At 62.0% G+C, this 205-nt stretch carries 1 protein-coding gene; it reads left to right on the forward strand.

Annotation, left to right across the window (positions count from 1 at the left end):
- Positions 1-205 (forward strand): hypothetical protein (locus BQ17_RS22035; RefSeq protein ID WP_176722466.1); only part of this gene is annotated, 205 nt, incomplete at both ends.

Consider the following 205-nt stretch of genomic DNA (forward strand, 5'->3'; position numbering starts at 1 on the left):
CCGTGGGTCAAATCATCGCCGGTACGGCTGCTGACCGGAAGGACATCACCCTCACCGCAGGCGGTGCGATCAGTGACTACGACACTACAGTTGAAGGCGCGGGCAATGAGAACCTCGTGGGCGGCAATATCAGCCTGACCGCGGGCGGCGCTATCGGTGCGACAGGAAACGCCGATATCGACACGGCTGTAGCGACCAAGCTCGA

Source organism: Candidatus Thiosymbion oneisti (assembly GCF_900092655.1).
GTDB lineage: Bacteria > Pseudomonadota > Gammaproteobacteria > Chromatiales > Chromatiaceae > Thiosymbion > Thiosymbion oneisti.